Here is a 21,550-nt window from a genome sequence, read left to right on the forward strand (position 1 = left end):
GCGATTCGGGCTTTAAGGTTTCGGCGTTTCAATCATTTGCATTAGTGCAGGGTTACCTTCGGACGTCACCCAGACCGCACCGTCGCGATCGACCGCCATCGCTTCGATCTGTCTCAGTTTCGGCAAGTCCATGGCAATGGGTAAAGCGGTCAACTGGTGCGTTAGTGCCGCGTCCATGCGGTTAAAGCGAAAGGCTTGAAAGTAGTTGATGACCCACAAATCGCCTGTTGCAGGGTCGAAATCCGCTGCGGTGACCATCGGGATCGGTAGGGTGCGAATTCGAGTCGCGGTGACTTCGATGGTCTGCGGTTTCGCTTGGTCTTCGCGAGCTGGAAGCGGGATGGTGTACACGCCGGACATTGGCAATACGCTCTTGGTGATCAACACAATCAGGCGGCGTCGGATGTCGACTGCGACGGCTTCGCAGTCACGGGGACCATCGGGATAGGTGACTCTTAGGGTCTGTAAGTTGACCTCGCTGGTTTGCAAACTCGGATCGGGTTCGTCCAATAAGTAGATCTGGATGGACGCTCGGTTCCCATCGTTGTCGCCGCAGTCGGCGATCAACAAGCGGGGACAGTCTCCATCAACAAAGGATGCGATGTCTTCCCAGTCGGTCGCCTGCTTGATCGCGGCGAAGGGTTGACGAGCAAGGCGTTTTCCGACTGAATCGAAAGCAAACAATTCGGGGCGTCCACCGGAATCGTTGTGAGTCCAAACGGTTTTGACTCGCCGATTCGAAAACGCCAAACCGCTGCTCTCGGTCAACAGAGGTTCAGTCAACCGAATGGGTTCAATCGCGGCGGATCGCGAGTTCAAAAAAGGCATTAAGATAAGGATGACGCCCGTTAACGCAGCTTTCATTCGATTTTCGCTCATCACCATTCGACTTAACCTGAATGATTTGGTGTCGCTATGACGAAACTGTCAAAGTCGCTTTTCTTCACTCTCACGATGCAACGATACCGTGTCTGAAATGAATCCGCACCCGCCAAGCGAATCCAGCTCCGCGCGATCGAAGCCGGAGAAATCGAAGCCGGAGAAATCGAACCTTGGCATTTGGTTCTTGTTGCTGGCCTGTTTGTGCCTGGCGATCTTCTTCATTCGTGCCAATCGTGGTTCTGGCAGTGGTAGTAGTGCGGCGGTTGGCAAGCCGTCGCCACAGATCGACCTGGTCGCGCTCGATTCTGGCAAAGCAATCGACATGGACGAAGCCGCGCCCAACGGAAGCGTGCGGTTGCTGCATTTCTGGGGGACTTGGTGTGGTCCATGCCGGATGGAGTATCCGCATCTAGCAGAAACGGCGGTCGGGTTATCGGCGGACCCCAATTTCCGTTTTCTGCCCGTTTCGTGTGAATCAGGGGCCGGGGAAACGATGGGCGGTTTAGCTGAAAAGACGAACCAGTACTTTGCCCGAGAAAGCATCACGAGTCCCAAGTTGGCCGATCCACGCGGCATCACGCGTCAAAGTGCGGCCGAACGGTTGGAGCAGCCGTCGTTGTACTATCCGACCTCGATGCTGATCGGACCGGACGGCACAATCGTCGGCGTTTGGGAGGGCTACACTCCCGAAGCGGTCGACGAGATCGCTGAAGCATCGAAGAAACTGTTGTCCGAAATCTAAGCCAGCACTACCGGACGAGTATTCAAAAAGCAAAGGTTTGGCTAGGCAAGGATCTCGCTGACGACTCGGCTTTCTTCGACGCCCGTCAAGCGTTGGTCGAGACCACGAAACGAATAGGTGAATCGTTCGTGGTCGATGCCCATCTGGTTCAAGATCGTCGCATTCAAGTCACGAATGTGAACCGGATTTTCGGTGATGTTGTAGCTGAACTCGTCGGTTTCGCCGTGCACGACTCCGCCTTTGACACCGCCTCCGGCCATCCAAACGGTAAAGCACTTGGGGTGGTGGTCACGGCCGTAATTGGTCTTCGACAGTCCGCCTTGGCAATAGATCGTGCGGCCAAACTCGCCACCCCAAACGACCAGCGTGTCGTCTAGCATGCCCCGTTGTCGAAGGTCCGTCAGCAAGCCGGCCGACGGTTGGTCGACGTCGCGGCACTGGTTCGGCAAGTCTTTGGGCAATTGGCCGTGTTGGTCCCAACCACGGTGGAAAATCTGTGTGAAGCGAACACCCCGTTCGGCCATCCGGCGAGACATCAAGCAACAGTTTGCGAAGGTGCCGGGCTTGGTCACGTCTGGCCCGTACAGATCCAAGACGTGCTGTGGTTCGTCACTGATGTCGGCCAGTTCAGGCACGCTGGTCTGCATTCGAAACGCCATCTCGTACTGAGCAATGCGGGCGTTAGTTTCGGGGTCACCCAGTTGGGCGGCTGTGTTCGCGTTCAGTCTTGCCAGCGAATCGAGCATCCGTCGGCGAATGCTGGGGTCGACGCCGTCGGGATTCGACAAGTAAAGCACCTTGTCACCAGTGCTACGCAGGGCGACGCCCTGGTACTTGCTGGGCAAGAAACCGCTGCCCCAAAGTCGGTTGTACAGTGCTTGCGCCTCTTTGCGTCCGGTCCACGATGCAGTCATCACCATGAACGCCGGCAGGTTCTCGTTCTCGGTCCCAAGGCCATAGCTTAGCCACGAACCAAGGCTGGATTTGCCGGGCAGTTGGTCTCCGGTGCAGATGTAAGTAATCGCAGGGTCGTGGTTGATCGCTTCGGTGTACATCGACTTGATCAGTGCGATGTCGTCGACCTTGCCAGCCATGTGAGGAATTAGCTCGCTGGCCATCGTTTGGTTCCGGCCGTACGGCGCAAACTTGTAAATGCTTGGCGCGATTGGGAACCTCGCTTGGCCGCTTGTCATTGTGGTTAGACGTTGCCCTTGACGGATCGATTCTGGCAAGTCCTTGTCGTACCAGTCTGCCATGGCCGGTTTGTGGTCCCACATGTCCATCTGACTTGGGGCGCCGGACATGAACAAGTAAATCGCTCGTTGTGCCTTGGGCGCGTGATCAGGCAAAGACGGCAGTCCACCGACACGGGTTGCTGACTGGAGCGAAGCTGCATTGGGTGCAGCCGACACGTTTGACATCCCCAGCGACGCGAGCGCGGCCGTTCCCAGTCCAGCCGACGACTGCGAAAAGAACGCCCGGCGTGTTAGGCGGTTCAGGATTTCTTGATTGTCCATGACATTGTCCAGCGGTGTGTTATGCGTCGGTGTCTTTTGATCCGGGGATAGACCCGGTATTGTTTGCCGCCAAGACAATTCTTGACGTTGGGGATGCGCGACTACTTCGAAACGGTTTCGTCAAGGTTCAGCAGCGTGCTGGCCAGAATCGTCCAAGCAGCCGCGTTCGCGTCGGACTGGCCTACCAACTTGGTCGATAGATCCGGGTTTCGATCGTAGTATGCGGTTGTGTCTGTCAGCAGCGTCAGCATTTCGTCGACTTCGCCGTCGGTCGGCAATCTGGCAGTCACGGTTTCAAAGGTCCAGCGGATTCGCTGGACGTCGCTATCGATTTCAGGTTCATCAAGGGCACGGCGTGCCAGCAGCTTGGCCGACTCGAGATACTGAACCTCGTTCATCAGCAACAGTGCCTGCAGCGGCGTGTTGGTCCGCTCGCGGCGAGCCGTGCAAGATTCGCGGCTTGGTGCATCCAAAGTTGCCATCTGTGGCGGCGCGCTGGTTCGTTTCCAAAACACATAAACGCTGCGGCGATAAACCTTGTCACCTTCATCGGCAACGAACTTGACGGTGTTGCTGCCCGAATATCCGACTGCTTCCCACAGCCCAGCCGGTTGCGGCGGTTTCACACTGGGGCCACCCTCGGAATCGACCAGCACGCCAGCCAGCGCGAGCGACTGATCTCGCAGTACTTCCGCATCCAAACGGTGTCGCGGGCCGCGTGCCAGCAAGCGGTTGTTCGGATCAATTCGCAGCATATCATCGCTGACCCTTGCCGAACGTTGGTAGGCATTGCTCATCACTAACGACTTCATCAATCGCTTGACATCCCAGCCGTGTGATTGGAAATCTGCGGCCAACCAATTCAACAATTCAGGATGACTTGGTGGTTGTCCCTGGCTACCAAAATCCTCGCTTGTTTTTACCAAGCCAGTACCAAAGACTTGTTGCCAAAAACGATTCACGGCAACCCGCGCGGTCAGCGGATGATTCGGCGCGGTCAACCACATCGCCAGCCCCAGCCGATCATTGGGAGCATCTTTTGGCAGCGGTGGCAAGAACGACGGCGTCGCCCGTTCGACGGCGTCGCCCGGTTGGTCATATTGTCCGCGTATTAGCAAGTGAGCCTGCCGAGGTTCGGCAAGTTCTTTCCAAACCAACGTGGTTGGGATTTCTGACTCTAGCTTTTCTTTTGCAATGCGTGTTCCCTTTCCCTGGTCGATCAGTGCGAGCCAATCGGGGTGTAAACAGTAGACCTTTCGGAAGTATTTTCGCAGCGACGACTTGACGTTATCACTTCGCGATTCGGCGGGCGTCTTTACCAGTTGACGCAATTTTTCGGGGATGCTGATCGCGGGCGAACGGAATGCGTACGTCAGTGCTGAATCGCCCGAATGGTTGATCAGTTTGATATATAAATCGTTGGCACCTTTCTTTAGAGGCAGTTCGTATTCGTACTGCAACGGATTCAGTTTACCCGCGCCCTTGTGTCGACCGATTTCTGTTTTGCCGAGGTAAACGATGTGTCCATCATCGGCGCCTAACAGCAGCGTGACGTTTTGATCCCTCGGGGCATCGATGGTCTGGTGCATGACCAAAACGGACGACCGATCATTGATCGATGAAAGCTTGTTGACTTCGACCGGTGCCAAGTCCCCACGATGCTGCCAGCCATAGCGACGACCGTCGTGATCAAAGACTTCGTCCGCTTTGAATTTTTTTTGCTGCGAGGCAAAGCTCTTGTTGTAGCCAGGATTCGTATTGTCGATCGAGAACGGACCCACGGTGTGGACATCGCCGAGTCGGACTTGTTGGTCCTTCGGGACCGCCGCGACTGAATCGCTGACCGACAATCGAATTTTGCGAAACTGGTGGCCGGCGTAAGTCGATTGGTACTTCAACTGAACACGAATTTTCGCGTCTTCACCTTCGGCTACAAGTGACGGGATGCTAAACCAAGCGGATCGACCACCGACTTGTTCATGTCCCGCTGCGGCCCAACCCGTCGTTTCATCGACCTTGCCGTCAAATGCGTTGCCGATCGCGAACTGATCGCCAGATTGTTCGATGTCGGCGAATCCGCCCGCAATCGGGACTTCCATCCACTGTCCAGGCGTGCTGGAATCCGTCGTTTCGATGGTGATTTCGGACAGTACGACGTTGCCATTTGACGAGGCACCGACGCGGTTTTTAGGATTGTCGGCCAGTGCTTCTAAGTAAAGGGTTTGCCACTGGATGCCACTTGGGATGGACGCGGTAACCGTGGTCACGTCCTTGTTCGAAGCGTCGCCGACCAACTCAATTGCGCCGTCATCGAGGACCTTCATCGATGCTTTTGCATCGGACGTGACCTCGCTCGGGTGCAGTACTTGGAAACGCGGTTCGGAATCGTTGCCGAGCGATTGTTCCCAGGCTTGTTGAGCGGCGTCCACACTTGCGATTGGGCTTTCCTTTTCTGCGGCCAAACTGATTAACAATGTTGAGTATTCGTCTAACATCGCAGTTTGTTCGGCGCTCGGGACCCGAATCACTGGCGCATGGTCCTTCACATTCCCATCGAGAGCTTTGCCATCAAGGCTGTTGAAGTACGCGAGCAGTGAGTAATAGTCGCGCTGAGAAATGGGATCAAATTTGTGATCGTGGCAAACGGCACAGCCTGTCGTCAGCCCCAAAAAGATGGTGCCAAACGCATCGGTGCGGTCGATGCAGTTGCGGGCGAACACTTCGTCATAAATGGAACCACCTTCGTTGGTGGAAACATTCAGACGATTGAAGCCACTGGCAACGCGATCTTGGTCCGTTCCATCAGGCAGCAAGTCGCCGGCCAACTGTCGTGTGATGAATTCATCGAAGGGCATGTTTTCGTTAAATGCACTGATCACCCAATCACGATACGGCCACATTTCACGAAAATTGTCCAAGTGCAATCCATGCGTGTCGGCATACCTGACCAAGTCCAGCCAGTAGCGGCCAACGTGTTGACCGAAGTGATGCGACTGCAGCAATTGATCGACAAGCTGCGAATAGGCGTCGGGTGAGGTATCGTTTTCAAACGCCGTGATTTGCTCACGCGTTGGCGGCAATCCGACAAGGTCTAAGCAGACTCGTCGGAGCAACGTTCGTCGATCGGCTCGGGAGTTTAGAGTCAGGCCGGCATCGATTGCCCCTTGGTCGATGAACCAGTCGATTTGGCGATGAGGCTCGGCGGCACCATCGGATCCACTGGCGTCTTCGCTAGTACTTGATATTTCGACACTTGAAATTTCCGGTGCGATGAATGCCCAGTGCGATTGGAATTTTCCGCCACCCTCGATCCAACTGCGCAGTTTTGACTTTTGATCCTCCGTCAGCGGTTTGTGAAAGTCTGGTGGCGGCATCATTTCGTCAACATCGCTTGAGGCGACCCGCATCAGCAGGATGCTGGCTTCGACATCGTCCGCGTCCACAACGGTGGCAAGTCCATCGGCGGTGTCGAGTCGTAGGTCGGCTGCACGTTCGGCTTCATCGGGACCGTGGCACGCGAAGCAGTGGTCCGACAAAATGGGGCGAATGTCGCGACCAAAGTCGACTTCGATCGCGTTGACCGTTGAAACGGACAACACGACCATGGAAATAGCCGCGCATAGGAATCGAGCGAGCATAAACATCAACTGCGCGAAACGGAGGAAGGTGGGTGCATCGGGAGGCAGGAAAGGCGTGAGGGGAAATACGCCTCCGGTCATCTTAGTTTAACGAACCGATCTGTGATCACCAAACGGATCACCAAACGGATCGCTAAACGCTAGTGGGATCCGGTCAAATCGTTATCTTGGGAACTACTGCGACGATTATCTGGCCCCAATATTCCGTCGAACTTCCGTGATCAGGGCTTTGAACTACTCTCTGACGTCAACTTTTGCCACGAGTCATCTTTGTCATGCCGCGACTTCCCGACGACCAAATCATTGAATCGATCCGTCTATACCGCGATTCTTTAAAGCAAACTCAAGCTTTGTACATTGAAAGTGGCCAACTGATCCGCGGTTCTTACGGCTGGCTCTCAGGTGGCGAAGACGCAGATGCGGCTTCCATCGCCAGCCAAATGGATGATCTGCATCAGGGATTCTTGATGAAAGTATTTGCTGGTGTCGTGCCTGGTGCCAGCGGCCGGACGATGGAGCAACGGCAGCTTGGCCGTGTTCTGCTGGAACACATTTGGGGCAAGTCGGTGATGGGCAATCAGTTGCACGAAGCGGTGGATTGGTTGCTGGAAGCATCGAAGGATTTTCGCTGGTCCGATCTGGTTCGCCCCTTTGCCGAAATTCCTGCCATCCGGGATCGATGGGGCGAATTGGAAACCCTGGCGATGCGGCAAGCCAATTTGTTGGCCTCGGTTGATGGCAGTATTGACTTAGCCGAAAACGAAAGCATTGCCGAATTGCAGAACCAGTTTGACACAATGCAAGGTGCTGCACCGGAAACGCTTGCCAACGAAGTCGATACGAATAACGCTCGTGATGCGATAAGTTGGTTGCGAGATGAAGCAAAGCGACTTCGCGATGGCGTCAGCGTGACCGCGGCGGAAAAGCCAACACCGGTGGCCGGCCCCGGTGGATCCGGCAGTCGCGGTTCCGATGGCAGCAGTAAAGCCGCGCCGCCGGTGGCGTCAAAGGCGGTCGCAACACCAGACGATCGGACGCCCGAGGAACGGTTGGCCGAAGCTCGCGCAAAGCTCAATCGCTTGGTTGGACTTGATGGCATCAAAGACCAGATCGAAACGCTGACGAATTTTTTGAAGATGGAACGTCTGCGCGAAGAGCAAGGGTTGCCCACCACGCGGCCAAGCTTGCACATGTCGTTCGTCGGCAATCCGGGCACCGGTAAGACCACCGTAGCTCGTATTGTTGCCGATATTTATGGGGCGCTTGGCATCCTAGAGAAAGGCCACCTCGTCGAAACGGATCGCAGCGGATTGGTTGCCGAATACGCCGGTCAAACCGGGCCAAAGACGAACGCGAAAGTTGATGAAGCCCTTGATGGAGTGCTCTTCATCGACGAAGCCTACACATTGATTGACGAAAATGGCCAAGATCAATATGGGCGCGAAGCCGTGCAGACGCTGTTGAAGCGAATGGAAGATCAACGCGAGCGATTGGTCGTCATCTTGGCCGGGTACCCGGTCGAAATGCAAAAGATGATTCGTAGCAACCCGGGACTGAGTTCGCGAGTCGGGACGACGATGACGTTCGACGATTATTCGCCGCAAGACCTGTGCCGAATTTTTGAACTGATCGCTGCGAAGGCGAAATACACGCTGCCAACTCAATCGCGACGTCGGTTGTTGCGTGGGTTCACGTACCTCTATATCGGACGCGATCGTCACTTTGGAAATGGTCGTTGTTCGCGGAACAGTTTTGAACGCAGTGTTCGGTTGTTAGCAAATCGGTTGTCGACTCTGGCCGACATCGATCGTGATCTGTTAACGACCTTGCAACCCGAGGATATCGAAGTGGCCGGAGTCACCAACGCGCACTTGCAAGCGATGGCTGACGAGCCGGGCCAAGTCCGTGTGAAATGCAAACACTGTGAAGCGGCCGAAGTCATCGACGACGAACTGTTGGGAACCGAAGTGGAATGCAAGTCATGTAGCAAACCGTTCGACGCCGACTGGGGCGACCCTGTGGCGGCGATGGTTGGTCCACCGGATGAGGAAGTCGCTGCTGCACCGAGTGAATAACGGAGATTTGAAGAACAGCTATTCAGACTCTCGCCACGAATTCACCGCTGCTGCTTGGGGCAAGTCGCATTGGCGGAACTTGGTGATTCGTCCGTCAGAATCGTCGTACAACAACATCGTTGCTGCGGACAATTCCGCGGCGATCGGCGAATCAATCAGTAATGATGAATCGGAAGGGTTCATGGGGCCAAGGATCCGCAGTTCCAAGTCATGTTGGCTGCCTCGCGGTAGCCAGCGTGAAAATGTTTCGGCGGAACCGCAAACGACTACCGTGAACACGCCGGCGGCGGGACCATCGCGAAGCAAACTCTGAAGGGCTGAAGATCCGCTTGCCGCTCCGGCCGAGTCGAGCGAGAAGTTGAACGACTCGTCTTGTCGCAGGTCTCGGAACCGTTCCAGCGGATCGACGACCACAACGATCGGCGGTGCATCGTGCGATTCGTCGCCTCGCGCCGTCACCAATTCGCTGAGCCGAACGATTTCGGATTCGCTATCGCGAGTCTTGACGCAATGGACCTTCGCGCCGGATGCTTCGATCCATGGTGCCAGTGATTCACTGTCGCCGACACGTGATCCGTCCAAGTAGACGATTTCCAAATCCTTTCGCGATTTGGCGAACCCAGATAGTGTCGTCGCCAATATGGCTGCTCGTGAATCCGGCGGAGTGATCAGTAGTACGTTTCGTCCCGTGTTTCGGGCGAGCGACAGGCCAATCGGTGGGCCGATTTCAACCGATTCGCCTAGCAGGCCTGTGATCGTTCCTGGGGTTGATTCCTTGATGGCTGAGTTTGCCAAAATCGGCGACCATCGGCACGGACGGTTGCCTTCGAAAATGACCGGTGGCGACATCTGCGACTGGTAGGATTCATCGCGGGCCGTGATCGAACTTAGCATCTCGCGGTGACGTTGTGACGAGAGCCACGCAACTTGGAAAGGCTGGTTGCCTTCGACCAGACCGCCGGCGTTGTTGTAGATTGCTTCGCCGGGACGACTGATCAAACGGGCCGCCGTGTTGTCGTCCGACAAGATCAAAGCTGCGTCAGATTCGCTGCACTGCATGGCAATACGAACGGCCATTTGACCCAAAGTGGCGCGAGGCAATGAATATGCGCCTGCCAATGATTGACTGCTAAGCACGACGTGCATGCCGAACGAACGGCCTTGCCGAACCAAGCGGTCCAACAGCATGGCGCAGTCGCCCGCGATTCGATCGTCACGTACGAACAGTTCTTGGAATTCATCGATCACCAGCATCAATCGTGGCATCGATTGGCCACTGGCGGTGCGGTAATCGCCTAGTTCCTGAACGCCGCTTGCGCGAAACTTTTCGCCTCGTTGTTGCAGTTCGTTGTCAAGTCGCTGCAGCACGCTGCGTCCAAACTCTCGTTCGCTTTCGATTCCGATCACACGTGCGTGCGGCAAACCGATATCGGCGTACGGTTTGAACTCGACGCCTTTCTTAAAGTCCAGCAAATAGTATTGAAGTTCATCAGGGCGATAACGATACGCGCCCGACGTGATGATCGAATGCAGCAGCGTGCTTTTTCCCGAACCGGTCTTACCGGCGATCAGCACGTGTTGACGGACGCCTTCCCCCAGTTCGATGCTAAGGGATCGGTTAGCACCTTGGCTGCCCACAGCAATTGAGATCTCGTCGGATGTGGATCCTTTGCCTTCGATGATGCCAGCCAAAACCGAATCGAGTGGAATCTCGACATGCGAAGCGGCGACCGCGGCCGTACCAATCTTTTCGACCAGAGCCGGGCGAATCGCTGTCGACGGCAGCGGTGCGGGGATGAAGGGAAGGTCTTCGAGCCCATCTTGCAGCAATGTCCATTTGCCGTCGGCATCAACTTTCAGCGACATTACTTTGTCGCCGCTGGGGATTGGCATGTCCGAAGGCCAAGGCTTGTCCTGATCGCAAATTAGGAGCGTGAAAATGCCGCATCGCAGTCCGCTCTCAATCAACGCACGCAGGTGTCCGTATCCTTCACGCGATAGGCTGTCGGGGAAACCCACCGCGGCGATTGCTCGGTACGGCTCGGCCATGGATCCGGCCAATTCGTTGTAGTCTTCGATCCGTTCGAATCGATCCCGTAAGCTCGACTGTAAAACATCTTCAACGTGATGAGCCAGTTCGGCTAATCGTGCCTCGATCTTTTGGTCGGTTGTCCAAACTCGGTGGCTGACGATGGCGGGGTCATGGTCGGTCAATGCCATGAAGCTGGTGAAGTGCTGGCCACGTCCGAGCGGATCGATCAGCGTCAATTTAGCTCGCGATGGCGGCGCACTGCACAACAGTCGCCAAAGAAATTGGTGTGCTAATTCGAGGGCTGCATCCATCGATCCCGGTGCCGCGTGGATCACCAAACTGCTGTGGATACGGCGGTGCAACACAACGGGCAATTCGCTTGGGATTTCTGCGTCGGCCAGCATTTCGGGCAGTGATTCACCCGAGTTGGCAACGGCGACCTCGGGGGTGCCGTTGTTGTTTGGGGAGTGGTTGTTTGGGTTCTCGGGCGGTGGCGTCGACAGCAGCTTTCGTAGTTGGCCATCAACTCGCAGAGTGCCGATCGGGACAAAATCGATTGATGGTGACGTATCGCCGGGATCTGAATTTAGCACGGTATCCCAGTCCGGCGCTTTTTGTTTGGCCGCTTGCTCGGTCAACGAAATTCGCTTTAGCCCATGTCCGACACCGGCTTTCAAGCGAACGCCGAGGTGCTGCATTTCTGCAAATCGGGCGGCTGCGTTAGATTCGCGTCGCTGCTGGGTTGATTGTTCATTTGATGACAATCGGCTGGTGATGTCCTTGGCCACCAACTCTGCTCTGGATCGCATCATGTTGGTGACGATCGCAGATTGCTTGCTGTATTCTGCGTTTGTGGATTCGATTGTTTGGAGTAGTTTTTGGCGAAGTGCGGTTTGCTCTTCCGCGAGTCGTTGCTCGAGTGCAATGAGTTGCTCGCCTTTCCATCGCTTCGCTGCTTGCAAGTGAGCATCACGGCGTGAAACCAAATCACTGGATGCATCGGCGGCCGTCTTGTTTGCAATCTTTCGTCCCGCCGCCGCACATTCTTCCGCGGCCAATCGGATGCGTTCTGCACGCGGGTACAGTTGTCTTGTCATTCGCTTCAGAGGCCAAAGCAGAATCAAGTATGCAGCAAATCCCAGCAAACCGGCTGGCAAGACACCTGCGGCCATCCACAACCACGGCGGGTGCGGGGCCACAAAGTAGGCCACGATCGCCCACAGAACAATGAAGATCGCGACACCGATCGGAAGGTAGAACTTGTCAACGATTTGCGAAGCCACGCCGGTCTGCATTTCATCGACGACCTTTGTCGATTGACGTGTCAAAGCGGCGATCGAATCGACCGTCATTTGAACGGACTCGGGCGCTGCGACTCGCATGTCTTCGTCGGGATCCGTCGTCGGTTGGACCTCGGGCAATCGATCGAGTCGCCGGATCGTTAACGCCCGCGCCCACTCTAGATTGTCGTGAATCTTGGTCAACGAATCGTCGATCCGCTTGATCTCCTTGCGTTTGACTTGGCCGGGTTGGTTCTTGCGATTTTCGTATTGCTGCAGCACCGCTTGACGCCGCGCATCGACTTTTCGTTCGATGCCTTTTGTTTCGTCGGCCTGTTTGCGACGAAAGACGACCGCTAAGCGGTTCAAATCCATCCGATTGGCAACTGCCTTGGACTCGTAGGCGAATGTCAGTTCCTCTTCGGACTGGTCCCACTTGGAGAGCATTTCGCGACGAATTTTCCGGCACCGTTCCATTTCGGCGGCGCGTCCCGATGTCAAATCGGTTTCTTCGGAATCGCGTTGTTGGGCGTGCTTGGCCAGCAGGTGCTGTCGTTGCTGAAGGGATGAAGTGATTCGTTCCGATAAGCCGTCGAGTAGTCTTTTTTGGCGGCGAACGTCGAAGAGGCCGGCGGGGCGAACAGTGGTATCTTTCATGATGAGCAGCCAATCGAAGAGCAAGCGTCGACGACGAGGATGGCGTCGCACTGGCCTACTATTCTATCATCCGCGGTCGCCCGCAATGACTATCGGAGCCAACGTCAATCTGACTTATTGCCAGTCATTTCGTCATCCAAAGCTCGTTCGGCCTTGCGTACAGCGTCGCTGAAGTCTCGCAGCGCCGCCGAGAACCGATTCAGGCTCGGTCCCAGGCTGGTCAGGTTTTCTTGTTCAAACTTGGCTCGCCGCTCGTCCTGCCACGTTTCGCGGACATCGGACCAGAGCCGAGCGAATTCGACGAAGTCTCGCTGCAAACGGTTTTCGCAATCGGTCACTCGTCCTAGATTGAAAGCCATCTGCTAGCTCGTTTCGTCGACGGAAGTCGGGTTAAAGGTCCGCAGCATTTTTCGACCTTTATAAAGATTAAATAGATCGCCGGGCGTGATCGGACGCAGTCGTCCGCCAACGGGATAGTCGATCGTTTCGAGTCCATCGGTCACCACGGCGCACGGTTTGTTGTCTCGCATCGCCATGAATACGCCCGCTTTTTCTTCTAGAAAGAAACCCAACAACGCAGGCTTCAGCGATTCATAGCCTGTCTGTTCGAGGTGCTTTTGAAACGCGTTCATGAAACGTATTTGCACTTCATTGAGATGTTCGGCCGCGACAGTGAAAATCTCGGGATGCTCGGCGTGCCAACCAGCATAGATCGCATAGATGTCAGCCATCGCAAAGTCGGCGACGTCAGCCGACATCGCAAATGTGACCGGTCCGGTCATGCCAACATTCGAATAGATGCGTTCACCAAAGTTGTATTCAAAGCGTACCAAGTGAATATCAACGGGATCGGTAAAGCTTGGCCACAGCATCCGCTTGGTATCGACGACTTCGACGCTGGTTGGAGGCACGCCCATCTGTTGTGGTTGGCTTAGCCAGAGCGACAATTCGGATTCGGCCGTCGAGGTGTCGCTGCGATATTGTTCTTCGACGCGATTGCCCAGCCCAAGTTCATCGGCATAGTGGATCGCACGAAGCCGCGCGGTTGGATCTTTGGTCAGTTCTATCAGGCGGGCCTTGCCGTCCGAGTCGCCCAAACGAGCCAACGCACCGGCTGCTTCGCATTGCACGCGGCGATGTTTTAGATCGAGTGCTTGGTGCAGCTTTCCGATCGAGCTTTCTTGGCCAAGCATTCCGACCGTGTCGCATAGCGAAACCGCAAGCGCTACCGCTTCGCCCAATCGGTTTTGAACGGTGTCGACATCGTCTCCGAATGTGTGTGGGTCTTCCTCGAAGCGGGCGAGTCGGCCACTGATTTCGCCAAGCAGCAAGTTCAGTGTTTCGATGCGATCGGTCGCCGGATGAACGGCCACCCGTTGTTTGCGAAAGAGGTAGTTCGTCAGATCCAAAATCGGTGACGCCAGTGACGGGTGCTGGATCGCACCGAGCAGTTCGGGATAGATGGCATCGGTCGGCCAGTCATCGTTTTGCATCAACGGGCTAAGTACCTGAGCCGCTTCGATCCACTTTTCGGGCGGCGATAATTGCAGCATGCCCATTAGGCGTGCCAGCGACAGTTGGCTGCGGATCGTCGCCAACAGGTGCAACAGCAGATATCGGTTGGGCGTGCCTACCGGCAGCGTCTTTTCAATGACCTCGATCTCGTCGATATTCAGGCTCGCGATCGTCTCTTGCCCGGCTTGCAACATCACCGTGTGAAGGACTCGCAGAATACCGCCGACAATCGCCGCATCGGATTTTCCGATGATTTCGGCGTTTGCGGCAAGCTCGGCGAGCAGCGTGGGGCCGTGGTCGATGGCCGATTCGGCCAGTTCACGTAGCCGCCATCCAGCCGCGACGGGGTCTGCCTGGTCACCCAAAAGTTGGTCGAGAGATTCTTCAAACACGAGATAAAACTGTGGTCAGCGGTGAAGGATAAGCGATGGAATTACCTTTATCCCATGATTTGGCGTCTGGCCCAAGGTGCGGATAACCCTGCTCTACGACGCGTTGAATCTTTGAACCTGTTGCCCACTGGTTTCGTAACAATGCGTGAAGAACTTGTAAATTGACAAGAAACACGTCTAGCGGCGGCTGGACGCTTTCGATACGGTGAAAATTGAAAATCTCAATTTTTTGTGCGATTTTGATTGGTAATATCGAAGACTGATGGTCTGGATCACTCGCCTCGCTCTGATTGCTTATTTGGTTGGCGGCTGGCTTTTGCCCGCGTCGCACTTCCATGCGCATTCGGTGGCGGGGTGTGGCAGCCATGCTCATTCAGATGCCGGTCCAGCCTGCGGGCACAGTCACGACCACTCGGGACATCACTTTCACGCCAATACGGTCGATGATGCCGAACCGGGCTCTTTCCAACAGTTTGCCGGCGGTGCGATCGACCAGCGTGCGGCATCTGATCGTTGCCACGATGGTTTGTGTGCGATTTGTGCTGCCCGATCTCTGTCATCAACTGCGGTGCTGGCTTGGCAACTGCCGTCGTCGTTAGATTTGTCGTGCCGCGAAGTCTGGATTGCAGATGACTGGATTGCGTCGTCCGACGAAGCCGGCGGCAATTGGACCAGGGGACCACCTGAGCAGGCATAACGTTCATTTGTTCGTTTTGCTTTTATTCATATCTCAGGTTCGGATTTCGTTTCCCATGTTTGGTTTTTCTATGCGCGGCTATTGCTGCGCGGACGCTGCTTCGCGTCCGGTGTACAGTTCATCTCGTACTCGATTCAGTCGTACCGGCTTCACTTTGGTTGAACTGTTGGTGGTGATCGCCATCATTGGTGTGTTGGTCGGGTTGTTGTTGCCGGCTGTTCAAGCAGCTCGCGAGGCTGCCCGGCGAATGAGCTGCAGTAACAACTTCAAACAGATTGGACTGTCGCTGCACAACTATCATGCGGCTTACCGGCAATTGCCCCGGCACCTCGGTGGTACTTGGACCAACGGCAACTCGCCCGCCAACATGAACAATCAAATGTCGCTGTCGTTCTTGGTCGGGATTTCGCCGTTCATGGAACAGCAGGCTCTTTGGGAACAGATTTCAAATCCCAATCAACGGCGCGTTGATGGTGGAATCCAGTCACCCGCGTTCCCTGCCATGGGACCATCGCCGTGGGTTGCGCAGTACGTGCCTTGGCAAACTGAGTTGCCAACGCTGCGTTGCCCGAGCGATCCCGGTGTCGGGTTGCCATCATTTGGACGAACAAACTACGCCGCTTGCGTTGGTGATTCGATCGTCGCGATGAATACCGGGCCAACTCAGATCGTTAACTCAGTGTTAACCAATCCGACGCCGGTATCCGTCGTCGCCGAATCGCAAGCGTCATGTCGTGGTGTATTCGTCGCCCGCCGAGATACGCGTTTCCGTGACATCTTGGACGGACTGTCTAACACGATCATGTGTGGCGAAATTGCAACCGATGTGGGTGATCGCAATACTCGCACTATCGCGGCGATCGAGAATGGTACCGATACAATTCGCGACGAGCCCGACTACTGTTTTCACGACGGTTTGGTCAGCCCCAAGCGGCCTAAGTTTTGGTCGGATGGTTCCGACGGAGGCGTCTCGCCAACGTTGGCAGGGGCCGACCAGGGCCGAGGTTATCGATGGGCGCATGGTGGAACGGTTTGGACGTCATTTAATACGATTTTGTCGCCAAACCGAGAATTGTGTTTAGGCGGCGCCGCTGGCGACGGAGTCAATTCTCCCGGTGTCGCATCGATCAGCAGTTACCACCAAGGCGGTGCACACGTCTTGATGTCCGATGGGGCGGTGAAATTCATCACTGACTCGATCGAAGCAGGCGACTTCGACACGCCCAACGTTCAGCTTGGTGGCACCGGTGGAGCCGCGCCCGGCAGTAAGAGCCCCTACGGACTTTGGGGAGCCTTGGGAACGCGAGCATCGGGCGAAGTGATCGGCGAAGAATTCTAAGTTGCAAAGCCATAAAAACTCGACGCTCAGGTAGCCTATCACTCAGGTTGTGCAGCACTCAGGTTGCCGAACGTTGTACTTTCAAACCGCATCGCTGTTCGATGATCTCGAAATGGTGATGCAGATGGGCGGCCGCAAGCCAGGCGATCGCACGCACGGTCATGCGGTTGCCCGAGGCTTCTGCCGCACGGTCCCAGGCTTTGGGCTCAATTCGTCTCAGCAGCAGCAAGTTCGACTGACGCAGTGTCGCGATTTCGTTGACCAGATTGCTGATCGTTCCCAACCCGAATCGACTGTCGGCATAGGCGTTTTCGTCCCACCCCGGCAGCTTCGTTGTGTCGCCCGCCGCGATTCGCAGCATACGGTACCCAAACACTCGTTCGGCGTCCGCAACATGGCCAAAGACTTGCCGGATCGTCCATTGATAGGGCGGATGAAGTTTGTCGACTTGCTCGGGGCTGAGATGGCCGGAAAGTTCGCAAAGCCAAAAGAGTTGTTGATCCAGGGCCGTCACGGCGCAATCGCCGGCCATTCGGCTGACTAAATCGCATTGGTACGTTGAATCGGCGGGCGAATCCGAGAACTCACTCGGTTCAGGGCGTCGGCTTGCGTTGCGTTGCATCGTTCGTTTTAGATGAAAGTCGGGGGGGCAGTGCTCGGCGGATTTTGGACTATCCTAGCGACTTCACGTCGGAGTGAGTGGGGGGGCTCTCCCAGCGGTGCCCTTAGGTGCGGTGCCGATGTCCGTGTTTTCCGCCGTAGCGCGTGTTTTGTTAAGTCAATTGGGGCATTTTGTGATCTGGATTGTCGTCGCGTCGTTTGCGACCGCGTCAATGGCTGCAGCTTATGCAATCAGGCAAGAAAAGCGAGCGTTTGAATCGTTTCGTCATCAGGCGTTTGTCGAATGGCGTCATTTGAGGCAGAGGCTGTTGGATCGCCATTTGGTTGTTGTATCGCTGCTCGATTCATTGCCCGATCATCCTCTGCTCAATTACAACAAACGAGAGTTGCAAGGCTGCAATCGCGTTGCCGAGGCGAGTGTCCGGAACTTTCAAATCGAAGTCGCCAACAGCAATGAGTGCGCGACGATGTGCAGGACTCAGGACGAGTTCATTGATGCACTCTTCCATATGACCAAAGCGATCGAGCAAAATTCGTTGTTCCCGTCGCAAAAAGGAATCGCCGCTTGCCTAAGTGGCTTGGAATCGCTGCAGAAAAAGATCGACGAATCCAAGGCGACGTACAATGCTTCGGTGATCGTTTACCGAACTCGATTGGAATCACGCAAATCACTTTGGCGGCTCTGGATGGCGGGCATGCCACCGGAACTGCAAGAGCTAAGTTTCGGATGGACCGGCAGCGACATTGAAACACCATCGGTGGCTTGATGTTTCGCGATGGGCGCGATGACGGTAATTCTGCGGCGTTTGCTCATTCACCGTTGGCGGTGTCGGCCAGCATTTGTGCAGTGATCGCTACCGATTCGCCATCGATCGTATGCGGACCGACAAACGAGTGGAACTTGATCGGAATCTTGCGAGACGCGATCAAGTCTCGCAGCTTTTCGGCGCTGGCGAACGGCAGAATCGGATCAACAGTTCCGTGCGACTGAAAGACCTTCGTTTCAGTAAGACGCGACAGGCCGGCTTTCCAGTGTTTTTCGCACACCAGCGTTCCTGAAAACAGCAGCAGCGCTGCAGGCGGGTCGATGTCACCACGCACCGCTACGTCCGTCGATAGCATGGCACCTTGCGAAAATCCGCCCAAAACTAAGGGAGTCTCTTTGCCGCCAAGGTCCGTTTTTACCGCCCGGATTGTTTCGCATAGAGCTTCGCGAGCGGCTGCAATGCCCGGCGGTTCGTGCTTGTGAAGCTCGTCAAATCGTGATGCTTGGACGGACTGAGCCAATGCCGCCATGTTGATCGGCCACCACGCCCGCGCATCCGGCATGCCCATTTCGGCCAATGAATTTGGTGCATCGGGGAAAACGAAACGCAGTTTCTTGGCGGCATCGCCGATCATCGAAATCCACTCGCCCGCCAGCGGCGCCAGGTCGTCGTAAGACGCGCCATAGCCGTGACAAATCACGACGGCGATGGAAGGATCGGGGCCACCGTCGACGACGATGCAATCGAGCGGAGCGATGTGAGTTCGGGTGGCTGTAAGCGACATGCAGACTTCTTCTCGTGGTCGGTGGACGTGCAGGAGTGTCGCCGACAGTTTGATCAAGGCTTGCGTGCTTTGTCACCCCAGATCTCATCGAGCCGTGCGTCGCGGCCGCAGGTCCAGCGATAGAATTTGTACTTAGTCGGATTCTTGATGTAGTAATCCTGGTGATAGTCTTCGGCTGGATAGAACTTGGTCGCTTTGATGATTTCGGTGCGCACGCGGATGTTCAACTGCTTGGCGATGCTCAGCTTGCTCTGTTCGGCTAATTCTTTTTGTTCGTCGTTTTCATAGAAAATCGCCGTTCGGTATTGGCCACCTTTGTCGCAAAACTGTCCGTTCGCGGTGATCGGATCGACATTGTGCCAATACAGCGTCAGCAGAGCTTGGTAAGTCACCTTGGCCGGATCGTATGTCACCTGCATCGATTCGATATGCCCGGTGCGACCTGTTTTGACGGCTTCGTAGGTCGGGTTAGGTGTTCGGCCACCGGTGTACCCTGACGTCGTCGAAATCACACCCGGCATTTTGTCAAAGGGAGGCTCCATGCACCAGAAACACCCGCCGGCAAATGTTGCTGTGACCTCGGAGGCAGTTTTGGAGACAGTTGTGTCGGGTGTAGCTTTGTTGTTCGCAGCTTCGTCGTCGCTAGCGGACGCCACAAAGCAGCCAATCGTTAGAACGATCGCGACGGCGTAGGGAATGGAAAAAACGGCGGGTTTGGGCCAGGACATCAGGGCACCTCGGTCGTCATTGACATTAGCGGGGCCTTTATTATAGTCCGTCTGAAACCGCACCGATTCATATCCAGAGTGCCCGGGCGATCATGCTACGCCTCGGTCCTGACTCTACGCTTCGATCGGAGCCGTTTTCTTAGCCGGCCGCCAATCGACGATATGGATTTCGACCTTTCGGAAGCCGCGAAACTCGTTGATGACCGGGCGATATGCGATCTCGATTGGGCCGTCGGTCTGGTTCAGTTCGTCGCACCATTCCGATGCACCAAACGCGACCGCTCGGATGGTCTTGGATCCCTGACGCAAATTGACGGTCAGGTGAGCCTTCGTTTTACCCATCAAGGTTGCCGGCGCATCCAAGCGGACGTCGCGGCAGGTCAGGATGGGGCGTGGGTTGCCGGCGCCAAACGGTGCCAGCATTTCCATTTGTTTTAGCGTTTCAAGGTTCAGTTGACCCAGCGGTGCTTCGGCGTCGATCACGATTTCCGGCACAACTTCATTGTCGGCCCACTGTTTGGCGACGGCTTCGCAGAAGTCACCTCGGAACGCATCCAATTGGCGTTCGTCGATCGTCAAGCCGGCGGCTGCTTTGTGACCACCGAAACGCAGCAGGCGCTCGCTGCATTCGGCTAGCGCGTCGTACAAGTTGATATTCGTGCCACCGACTCGGCCCGATCCGACGGCACCGGTCTTGCCGGCTGCGTCCAGCGAAATCACTAAGACTGGCTTGGCGTACTTTTCGGCCAAGCGTCCGGCGACAACACCGATCACGCCTTGGTGCCAACCGACGCCGGCTAGCACGAGTGCCGCGTCGCCTTCGATGTCAAAGTCCGCTTTGGCTTGTTTCTGTGCCGCTAAATACACGCTTCGCTGTAGCGTGTCGCGGCTGTTGTTGAGTTCGTGAATGTAGTCGGCCAGCGCCTTGGCCCGGTCGCCTGCTGGAGTCGTCAATAACTCGACCGCTAATTGTGCCTGGCCCAACCGGCCGGCAGCGTTGAGTCGCGGTGCGATCGAAAACGCGATGGATTCGGTGTCCAGCGCCGAAGCTTCGTCCAGCTTCAGGATCTTCATCAGTTCCAGTAGTCCTGGCAGCGGTTCTGACTTCAGCGTCTTCAAGCCGTGTTCGACAAGGATGCGATTTTCATCTAGCAGTGGCACCACGTCGGCGACAGTCCCGATCGCGGCCAGCGCCAAGGATTGCATCAGATAGCGGCGAAGCGGCTCGGTGACTTTTTTGGATCCGCAGATTTCTTGGCAGATCGCCCAAGCTAACTTAAACGCGACGCCAGCCCCGCAGAGTTCGCCGAAGGGATAATTGGATCCAGGCAATCGCGGGTGAACGATCGCGTCGGCGTCGGGCAATTGGTCGCCGATGGTGTGGTGGTCAGTGATGACCAGCGTCACGCCCAGCTCTTTGCACAATTCGGCATGCGCGACGGACGTGATTCCACAGTCGACCGAAACAATCACCTTTTTGCCACGTGTGGCCAATTTGCGGATGGCGTCTTCGTTCAGCCCGTAGCCGTCTTCCAATCGATTGGGGACGTGGTAGCTGACGTCACCGCCAAGCAGGCGGAAACCGTTGACCAGGATCGCGGTTCCGGTCATTCCGTCGCAGTCATAATCGCCATAAATGACGATCGGCAGCTTTTCGCGGATCGCGGCAACCAAGATCTCGGTCGCCTGCGGGACACCGGGCAGGGACTGCGGTTCGCGCAGCCCCATCAACTTGGTGTCAAGAAATTGGGCAGCCGCCGCGGCCGTGTAAACACCGCGGCTGACGAGCACCTGAGCAACGACGGCGGGCACCCTCGCCTCTCGCATCAACATTTCGATACGAGATGAATCGTGGGGGACAATCCGCCATTTCCGCTGCATCCG

At 55.9% G+C, this 21,550-nt stretch carries 15 protein-coding genes; 5 read left to right on the forward strand and 10 right to left on the reverse strand.

The window, feature by feature from the left end; translation table 11 throughout:
• Positions 1 to 12: 12 nt before the first annotated feature.
• Positions 13 to 879 carry an SdiA-regulated/phytase-like domain-containing protein gene (locus tag Poly59_RS05050; protein ID WP_146532921.1) on the reverse strand — a complete coding sequence of 289 codons (867 nt, stop codon included), beginning with the start codon at positions 877 to 879 and terminating at the stop codon, positions 13 to 15.
• Between the two features lie 97 nt (positions 880 to 976).
• Between Poly59_RS05050 and Poly59_RS05055 the strand changes: the two genes are divergently transcribed.
• Positions 977 to 1,624 carry a TlpA family protein disulfide reductase gene (locus Poly59_RS05055; protein ID WP_246151435.1) on the forward strand — a complete coding sequence of 216 codons (648 nt, stop codon included), beginning with the start codon at positions 977 to 979 and terminating at the stop codon, positions 1,622 to 1,624.
• Between the two features lie 41 nt (positions 1,625 to 1,665).
• Here the strand turns inward: Poly59_RS05055 and Poly59_RS05060 are convergent, their stop codons facing one another.
• Together Poly59_RS05060 and Poly59_RS05065 are read right to left on the reverse strand one after the other, a co-directional pair.
• Positions 1,666 to 3,141, reverse strand: a complete 1,476-nt coding sequence (locus tag Poly59_RS05060; protein ID WP_146532923.1) for a DUF1501 domain-containing protein — start codon at positions 3,139 to 3,141, stop codon at positions 1,666 to 1,668.
• Between the two features lie 101 nt (positions 3,142 to 3,242).
• Positions 3,243 to 6,746: a PSD1 and planctomycete cytochrome C domain-containing protein gene (locus Poly59_RS05065; RefSeq protein ID WP_186776024.1), complete on the reverse strand. Its 3,504-nt coding sequence runs from the start codon at positions 6,744 to 6,746 to the stop codon at positions 3,243 to 3,245.
• A gap of 308 nt (positions 6,747 to 7,054) precedes the next feature.
• On the opposite strand from Poly59_RS05065, the gene Poly59_RS05070 reads away from it, so the two are divergent.
• Entirely contained in the window at positions 7,055 to 8,854 is a 1,800-nt protein-coding gene (locus Poly59_RS05070; protein WP_146532925.1) for an AAA family ATPase, read from the forward strand.
• Between the two features lie 18 nt (positions 8,855 to 8,872).
• Here Poly59_RS05070 and Poly59_RS05075 read toward each other — a convergent pair whose 3' ends face one another.
• From Poly59_RS05075 to Poly59_RS05085, 3 genes are all read right to left on the reverse strand, one after another.
• Positions 8,873 to 12,823, reverse strand: a complete 3,951-nt coding sequence (locus Poly59_RS05075) for an FtsK/SpoIIIE domain-containing protein (RefSeq protein ID WP_146532926.1) — start codon at positions 12,821 to 12,823, stop codon at positions 8,873 to 8,875.
• Between the two features lie 104 nt (positions 12,824 to 12,927).
• Entirely contained in the window at positions 12,928 to 13,182 is a 255-nt protein-coding gene (locus tag Poly59_RS05080; RefSeq protein ID WP_146532927.1) for a hypothetical protein, read from the reverse strand.
• 3 nt (positions 13,183 to 13,185) lie between these two features.
• Positions 13,186 to 14,730 carry a HEAT repeat domain-containing protein gene (locus Poly59_RS05085; protein ID WP_146532928.1) on the reverse strand — a complete coding sequence of 515 codons (1,545 nt, stop codon included), beginning with the start codon at positions 14,728 to 14,730 and terminating at the stop codon, positions 13,186 to 13,188.
• Between the two features lie 262 nt (positions 14,731 to 14,992).
• On the opposite strand from Poly59_RS05085, the gene Poly59_RS05090 reads away from it, so the two are divergent.
• Both Poly59_RS05090 and Poly59_RS05095 read left to right on the forward strand, forming a co-directional pair.
• A complete protein-coding gene (locus tag Poly59_RS05090) occupies positions 14,993 to 15,427 on the forward strand; it encodes a hypothetical protein (protein WP_146532929.1) in 435 nt (144 codons plus the stop codon).
• A gap of 55 nt (positions 15,428 to 15,482) precedes the next feature.
• Positions 15,483 to 16,766 carry a DUF1559 domain-containing protein gene (locus Poly59_RS05095; protein ID WP_246151391.1) on the forward strand — a complete coding sequence of 428 codons (1,284 nt, stop codon included), beginning with the start codon at positions 15,483 to 15,485 and terminating at the stop codon, positions 16,764 to 16,766.
• 58 nt (positions 16,767 to 16,824) lie between these two features.
• On the opposite strand, the gene Poly59_RS05100 is transcribed toward Poly59_RS05095, so the two are convergent.
• Complete coding sequence (locus Poly59_RS05100; RefSeq protein ID WP_146532930.1) at positions 16,825 to 17,388, reverse strand: DinB family protein; 564 nt, start codon at positions 17,386 to 17,388, stop codon at positions 16,825 to 16,827.
• 118 nt (positions 17,389 to 17,506) lie between these two features.
• Here Poly59_RS05100 and Poly59_RS05105 point away from each other — a divergent pair, with 118 nt between their 5' ends.
• A complete protein-coding gene (locus Poly59_RS05105; RefSeq protein ID WP_146532931.1) occupies positions 17,507 to 18,154 on the forward strand; it encodes a hypothetical protein in 648 nt (215 codons plus the stop codon).
• A gap of 43 nt (positions 18,155 to 18,197) precedes the next feature.
• On the opposite strand, the gene Poly59_RS05110 is transcribed toward Poly59_RS05105, so the two are convergent.
• The 3 genes from Poly59_RS05110 to recJ all read right to left on the reverse strand — a co-directional run bounded on the left by Poly59_RS05110 (position 18,198) and on the right by recJ (position 21,547).
• Positions 18,198 to 18,938: an alpha/beta hydrolase gene (locus Poly59_RS05110; RefSeq protein ID WP_146532932.1), complete on the reverse strand. Its 741-nt coding sequence runs from the start codon at positions 18,936 to 18,938 to the stop codon at positions 18,198 to 18,200.
• Positions 18,939 to 18,991: 53 nt separating this feature from the next.
• Complete coding sequence (msrA, locus tag Poly59_RS05115) at positions 18,992 to 19,666, reverse strand: peptide-methionine (S)-S-oxide reductase MsrA (protein WP_146532933.1); 675 nt, start codon at positions 19,664 to 19,666, stop codon at positions 18,992 to 18,994.
• 114 nt (positions 19,667 to 19,780) lie between these two features.
• The gene (gene recJ / locus Poly59_RS05120) at positions 19,781 to 21,547 is read right to left on the reverse strand and encodes a single-stranded-DNA-specific exonuclease RecJ (protein WP_146532934.1); all 1,767 of its coding nucleotides are present in this window, start codon (positions 21,545 to 21,547) and stop codon (positions 19,781 to 19,783) included.
• Between the last annotated feature and the right edge of the window lie 3 nt (positions 21,548 to 21,550).

This window comes from Rubripirellula reticaptiva, from assembly GCF_007860175.1.
GTDB lineage: Bacteria > Planctomycetota > Planctomycetia > Pirellulales > Pirellulaceae > Rubripirellula > Rubripirellula reticaptiva.

Excerpts from the sequence above, each read along its gene's own strand:
- recJ (WP_146532934.1), bottom strand. The coding sequence starts at position 21,547 with ATGCAGCGGAAATGGCGGATTGTCCCCCACGATTCATCTCGTATCGAA.
- Poly59_RS05090 (WP_146532929.1), top strand. The coding sequence starts at position 14,993 with ATGGTCTGGATCACTCGCCTCGCTCTGATTGCTTATTTGGTTGGCGGC.
- Poly59_RS05075 (WP_146532926.1), bottom strand. The coding sequence starts at position 12,823 with ATGAAAGATACCACTGTTCGCCCCGCCGGCCTCTTCGACGTTCGCCGC.
- Poly59_RS05110 (WP_146532932.1), bottom strand. The coding sequence starts at position 18,938 with ATGTCGCTTACAGCCACCCGAACTCACATCGCTCCGCTCGATTGCATC.
- msrA (WP_146532933.1), bottom strand. The coding sequence starts at position 19,666 with ATGTCCTGGCCCAAACCCGCCGTTTTTTCCATTCCCTACGCCGTCGCG.
- Poly59_RS05080 (WP_146532927.1), bottom strand. The coding sequence starts at position 13,182 with ATGGCTTTCAATCTAGGACGAGTGACCGATTGCGAAAACCGTTTGCAG.
- Poly59_RS05060 (WP_146532923.1), bottom strand. The coding sequence starts at position 3,141 with ATGGACAATCAAGAAATCCTGAACCGCCTAACACGCCGGGCGTTCTTT.
- Poly59_RS05055 (WP_246151435.1), top strand. The coding sequence starts at position 977 with ATGAATCCGCACCCGCCAAGCGAATCCAGCTCCGCGCGATCGAAGCCG.
- Poly59_RS05100 (WP_146532930.1), bottom strand. The coding sequence starts at position 17,388 with ATGCAACGCAACGCAAGCCGACGCCCTGAACCGAGTGAGTTCTCGGAT.
- Poly59_RS05095 (WP_246151391.1), top strand. The coding sequence starts at position 15,483 with ATGTTTGGTTTTTCTATGCGCGGCTATTGCTGCGCGGACGCTGCTTCG.
- Poly59_RS05065 (WP_186776024.1), bottom strand. The coding sequence starts at position 6,746 with ATGGTCGTGTTGTCCGTTTCAACGGTCAACGCGATCGAAGTCGACTTT.
- Poly59_RS05050 (WP_146532921.1), bottom strand. The coding sequence starts at position 879 with ATGAGCGAAAATCGAATGAAAGCTGCGTTAACGGGCGTCATCCTTATC.
- Poly59_RS05105 (WP_146532931.1), top strand. The coding sequence starts at position 17,507 with ATGTCCGTGTTTTCCGCCGTAGCGCGTGTTTTGTTAAGTCAATTGGGG.
- Poly59_RS05070 (WP_146532925.1), top strand. The coding sequence starts at position 7,055 with ATGCCGCGACTTCCCGACGACCAAATCATTGAATCGATCCGTCTATAC.